This is a genomic window from Bacteroides sp. 41_26, assembly GCF_949740115.1.
Classification (GTDB): Bacteria; Bacteroidota; Bacteroidia; order Bacteroidales; family Bacteroidaceae; genus Bacteroides; species Bacteroides nordii.
Genome location: NZ_CATJGZ010000028.1, coordinates 1 through 4824, shown reverse-complemented (window position 1 = coordinate 4824; position 4824 = coordinate 1). Strand labels below are relative to the sequence as shown.

The 4824-nt window shown below is 38.4% G+C and carries 4 protein-coding genes; all 4 read left to right on the top strand.

The genetic code is table 11. The features are described from left to right. Positions 1 to 978: carbohydrate-binding protein (locus QX565_RS00335; protein WP_289290553.1), on the top strand; the 978-nt coding region annotated here is incomplete at its 5' end. 64 nt (positions 979 to 1042) lie between these two features. Next, a complete protein-coding gene (locus QX565_RS00330) occupies positions 1043 to 3178 on the top strand; it encodes a peptidase associated/transthyretin-like domain-containing protein (RefSeq protein ID WP_289290552.1) in 2136 nt (711 codons plus the stop codon). Positions 3179 to 3217: 39 nt separating this feature from the next. Continuing rightward, a complete protein-coding gene (locus tag QX565_RS00325) occupies positions 3218 to 3973 on the top strand; it encodes a YjbH domain-containing protein (RefSeq protein ID WP_289290555.1) in 756 nt (251 codons plus the stop codon). A gap of 41 nt (positions 3974 to 4014) precedes the next feature. After that, on the top strand, positions 4015 to 4824 hold an 810-nt coding region (locus QX565_RS00320; protein WP_289290551.1), incomplete at its 3' end, for a putative outer membrane beta-barrel protein.

Genomic DNA, 4824 nt, shown 5'->3' with positions numbered 1-4824 from the left:
CCACAGAATAAGCCATGTAGACTTATTTTTCTGGATAACAACATTCCGCAAATTTCGCTTTATTATCAGCCAGTTATAGGCGATAGCATCCCTGAAATAAATCGACAAGAGTGGAATATAAGTTATAATCTGGGCAAAAACTGGAAACAAACAACAAAAGGTAAGAAAAAAAACGGTTCGCTGTTTAAAGTAGATATAGTGGTTTATCCGGAATTATACTTTAAGAATGTGGTTATCACACAAATCTATCAGGTATTATTCAACCTGTCACCTGCAATAGAGGTCTCTCTTTGGAAAGGCATGAAGTTGACGGCACAAATGATATTGCCAATATATAACGATGGATACCCGGATGGGTACAAGAAGGTACGCCCGGGATTTGTTGAACTGGTACAAAGTGTAAGACTACCTTATAATACATTTGCCAGACTTGCAATAGGGCACTTCAATAACGATAGATATGGCGTGGATTTACAAATGACTCACCACTTGATATGGGATGAAAGATTTACCATTGAAGGGCGCGTTGGATATACAGGAACTGGATATTGGGATGGATTTACATTGCATTACGGAACCAAAAGACGTGTAACCTGGTCTGTAGGAGGAAGTTTTTACTGGCCTAAATACAACGTAGAAACATCTTTGAAAGTAGAGCAATATTTATTGGGTGAAAAAGGAGTCAGAGTTGATTGTATCCGCCACTTCCGTTATGCATCTATTGGTTTTTATGCAATGAAAGCCGATGGAGTTAAGGCTAATGGAGGTTTCCGTTTTCAGATAGCTCTTCCACCTTATAAATACAAACGCAAAAGGTATATACCGCGTGTAACTACTTCTAATAACTTTGGTATAGCCTATAATGCAGGAAATGAGCAGTATTATTATAAAGGATATAAAGCTACGCCCTATGAAAACATAATGCAGAATAATAGTTTTAACCCATATTTTATTAAATCAGAATTATCAAATTATTAATTTTAATTTTATTGAGATGAAAGTGAAAAGTAATTTTTTTAGTTTTAACGCTAAGTTAGCGTTAATGTTAGTAGCGATTTGCGGTATGTTCGCAAGTTGTTACGAAAAAGAGGAAATTGATGTACCGACACCAAGTACAACACCAGCCAAATATTATGTAAAAGGTATCGTTACAGATGCTACAACTGGTGCCGCAATGACTGCTTTTACTGTAAATGGTCAATCATTTACTTCGGCAAACGGTGAATACTCACTCCAACTTGAAGCAACCGGAGTACAGACTATTACCATCAAAGCGGATAACTACATTACATTAAGCAAATCTATTGATGTAAAAGCATTGCCCAACGGAGAAACAGGAACTTATGTTGTAGATGCAGCACTCGAACCGGTAGCAATAGACATACCAGATCCGGAATACATGACTAACCAATATAATATTAACGGAACTTTGTATGACATAGATGGTAACAAGGTTAAATTTGCAGCAGGTGACAAAGTTACTATCGAAGGCCAGACAGTGAAATATAATGTTGGCGAAAGTACATTTACTGTTGAAAATGTTACTCCAGGTAACTATATCGCTTTTGTAAATGTAGCAGGATATACAAAAACCTACGCACAGATTGTTATTACAGAAGCTCCTTTGAAAGAAGGTACAGGAGTAAATACTATCGTAACAAGAGCAAACGTTGTTTTACAGAAGATCGCAGAAGAACCGGAGCCAGAACCAGCAGCTAAATATTACATTGAAGGTAACATCTGGGGAGCAAATAATGTGATAGTAGACGGAGCAACTGTTGAGATTAACTTAACTAATGGTCAGTCATTCACACCAAGTATCAATAACGGTTACTACAAACAAGAAATTCCTGCAGAATATGTAGGTCCTACTGTATTGGCAACTGTGAAAGTAAGCAAATCTACTTATTATCCGTTTGCATGTAGCTTCCTGATGGTTCCCGTATCAGCAGGCCAAACATCGGTATCCACTGTAAATATAACTTTGATTCCAATCAATAAAGATACAACAGAAGATGGTTCTATTGGTGGTAACACTAACTTGAATCCGGTAGAAAATGGAAAAACTGAGGTTAAAGACAAAAATGTAATCGCACAAGAAGAGGCTGCACCAGTTGTAAAAGAAGACGGAACTGAAGTTAAAGTAACAGTAAACGATGTTCTCGATGCAATGGAAGAAGCAACAGGAGAAACTGTTACAGCTGATAAAATTACTACTGTAACAACTACAACTGAATTAAATAAAGATTTGGTTTCAGACATCGTAAATGCTGACGGAACAGTTCAACAGATTAAAGATATTGTTTCATTGCCTACAAGTGCCGTAGTTATTTACACTCAAAACGAAGGTGAAGGTAGCACAGTAGCACAGAACATCAACGTATCTCGTGACCTTGCAACAGAAAAAGCAGAAGCAGCTGTACGTACTTATGAAGGTACACCAAAGGGTGTTGTATTTGCTACCCCATTAAATATCACATTTGGATCTGAAATTGCTACAACAGAAAAAGCTGACTATCTATTGCCTGTATTATATTACAATGAAATAAGCAAAACATGGGTAGAAGATAAAGTACAAGGTGTTGTAAACTATGCAATGCCACAAGATAACGGTCAGTTCAAAGCTGAAATCCGCCACTTCTCTAAATTCAAATTTGGTTTCACATCAAAGATTGACAAGAGTAAAGAAGAAGCTCCTTTAGCTGAAGAATTCAAACCGTATCCATGCTTCACTGGCAACTACGATCAGATTATTACTGTAAAAGGCCAGTATAAGGGTGGTAGCAGATATATTGGTAACACACCTCAGCTGGAAGCAGATGCTAAACTCACAGGAGTGAAAGAAACTACAAAGAAACATATAGTTGAACTTTTGCAGAAGATGATCAAAGCAGATAACATGAACATTCTGCCTCAGCCAAATTATAAGGATGTCGCTTTCTCTCAGGATATGAGTATTTCGCCCAATCAGCAAATTGAAGGTTTCACTATCACAAGAAGTGAAAAAGAAATCACATACTCCATTACAGTTATCAAGGCTGACAGAACTCCTGTTACATTGACTGTAACTGTAGCTTCTGTTGTTTCTTACAAGATCGCTCCAAAACAAACTCCAAGTCATGGTCACGGTCATGGAGACAACCTGAATGCAGGTGGTGGTATTGTTGACCTGGATTAATTTTGTGAGTACTAAGTAATTGAATCGAAAGCATTTATAATATATAAAATGAGTTTAAAACGAATCTATATTGTATTATTACTTATAAGTATACCTTATATGCTTTCGGCTCAATTAACCTATGGAACCACAGGATTGCTGCATGCTCCTTCGGCAGAGATGCAGAAAGATAAAACAGTAATGCTGGGGGCCAATTTTTTAAATAAGGGGATAACTCCTCCTACATGGTATTACCATACGTATAATTATTACCTGAATGTAACTATAATGCCCTGGCTGGAAGTAGCGTATACTTGTACACTTTTCAAAGCCGAAGCATTGGGACTAAAACCTTATGGTTATACAGGGTTTACGAATCAGGACCGGTATTTCTCAGTCCGATTGCTTGCTTTGAAGGAAGGCCAATTCTGGAAGTATACGCCTGCAGTAGTTTTAGGGACCTCAGATCCTTTTACTTCATCAGGAGATGTGATAGCTTCCGATAAGGGGAACGGATATTACAGCCGCTTTTATATAGCTGCGACCAAACATATCCGGATAGGTAAAGAAACACTTGGTGTTCATCTCTCCTATCTTTATAACAGGAGAATAGAATATCATTTGAACGGCATTGCAGCAGGTATTACCTATAATCCGTCTTTCCATCCACAGCTACGACTGATAGCCGAATATGACTCGAAAGATTTTGCGTTGGGAGCCACTTATCTGCTTTTCAATCATCTTCATGCACAGATAGAATTGCAAAGGATGAAATATTTCACAGGAGGATTGACCTTTCAATTCCGATTGAAATAAAAAGAGATAAGAAAGAGTTGAAATATTAAAAATTAAAAACAATGAAAAGCAAAGTAGTAATATTATCTTTACTGTTGACCGGAGCAGCCATCTCAGCTTCTGCACAGACCAAAGAGAAGTTCTATACCGAAAGGGCTAAGGACAATATCTTTATCAGTGTGGGTGCCGGAGCACAAGGATGTGTAAATCCGAACAACTTTGATTATGGCTTTGGACATGCCATAACTCCGCTGATCCATGTATCAGTAGGAAAACTAATCAATCCCGTATGGGGAGTGCGTGCTCAGGTAGCCGGCATGTGGAGTACACTATATACTGACTACAACAGAGTGAAAGGCGATTATGCCGAATACAAGAACAAGAAGTACTTCACACTGCGTGCAGACGCTATGTACAACCTCAGCAATGCTATTGCAGGTTACAATCCGGACCGTCTGTTCAATGTTTCTGTATTTGCAGGCCCAGGTTTGACATTTGCAAAAGCTTATGGCAAAATGGATAAGATGAATGCGCTGGTCAACGGTTCAGTTGGTTTGGCAGGACAATTCAACGTAAGCAAATACATCGATATTAATATTGAAGCAAGAGGCGAAGTTTCTCCTTCTATATTTGGTAAATACAGTAGTGCATATACAGACGGTGCAGTTTCTCTGACTGCCGGTGTAACTTACACATTCGGCGGTAAGAAGTTTGTATCTTGCAACTCTAAGGTAGACCAGAGCGCTATCAATGATGAATTGAACAAATATCGTGACGAACTGGCACAGGCTCAGACGGATCTGGCAGATGCAAAGAATGCATTGGCTAACGTGAAACCTGTGACTAAGGAAGTTGTGAAGGAAGTAGAAGTG

Coding starts and splice junctions, on each gene's coding strand:
- QX565_RS00330 (WP_289290552.1), top strand. CDS start 1,043: ATGTTAGTAGCGATTTGCGGTATGTTCGCAAGTTGTTACGAAAAAGAG.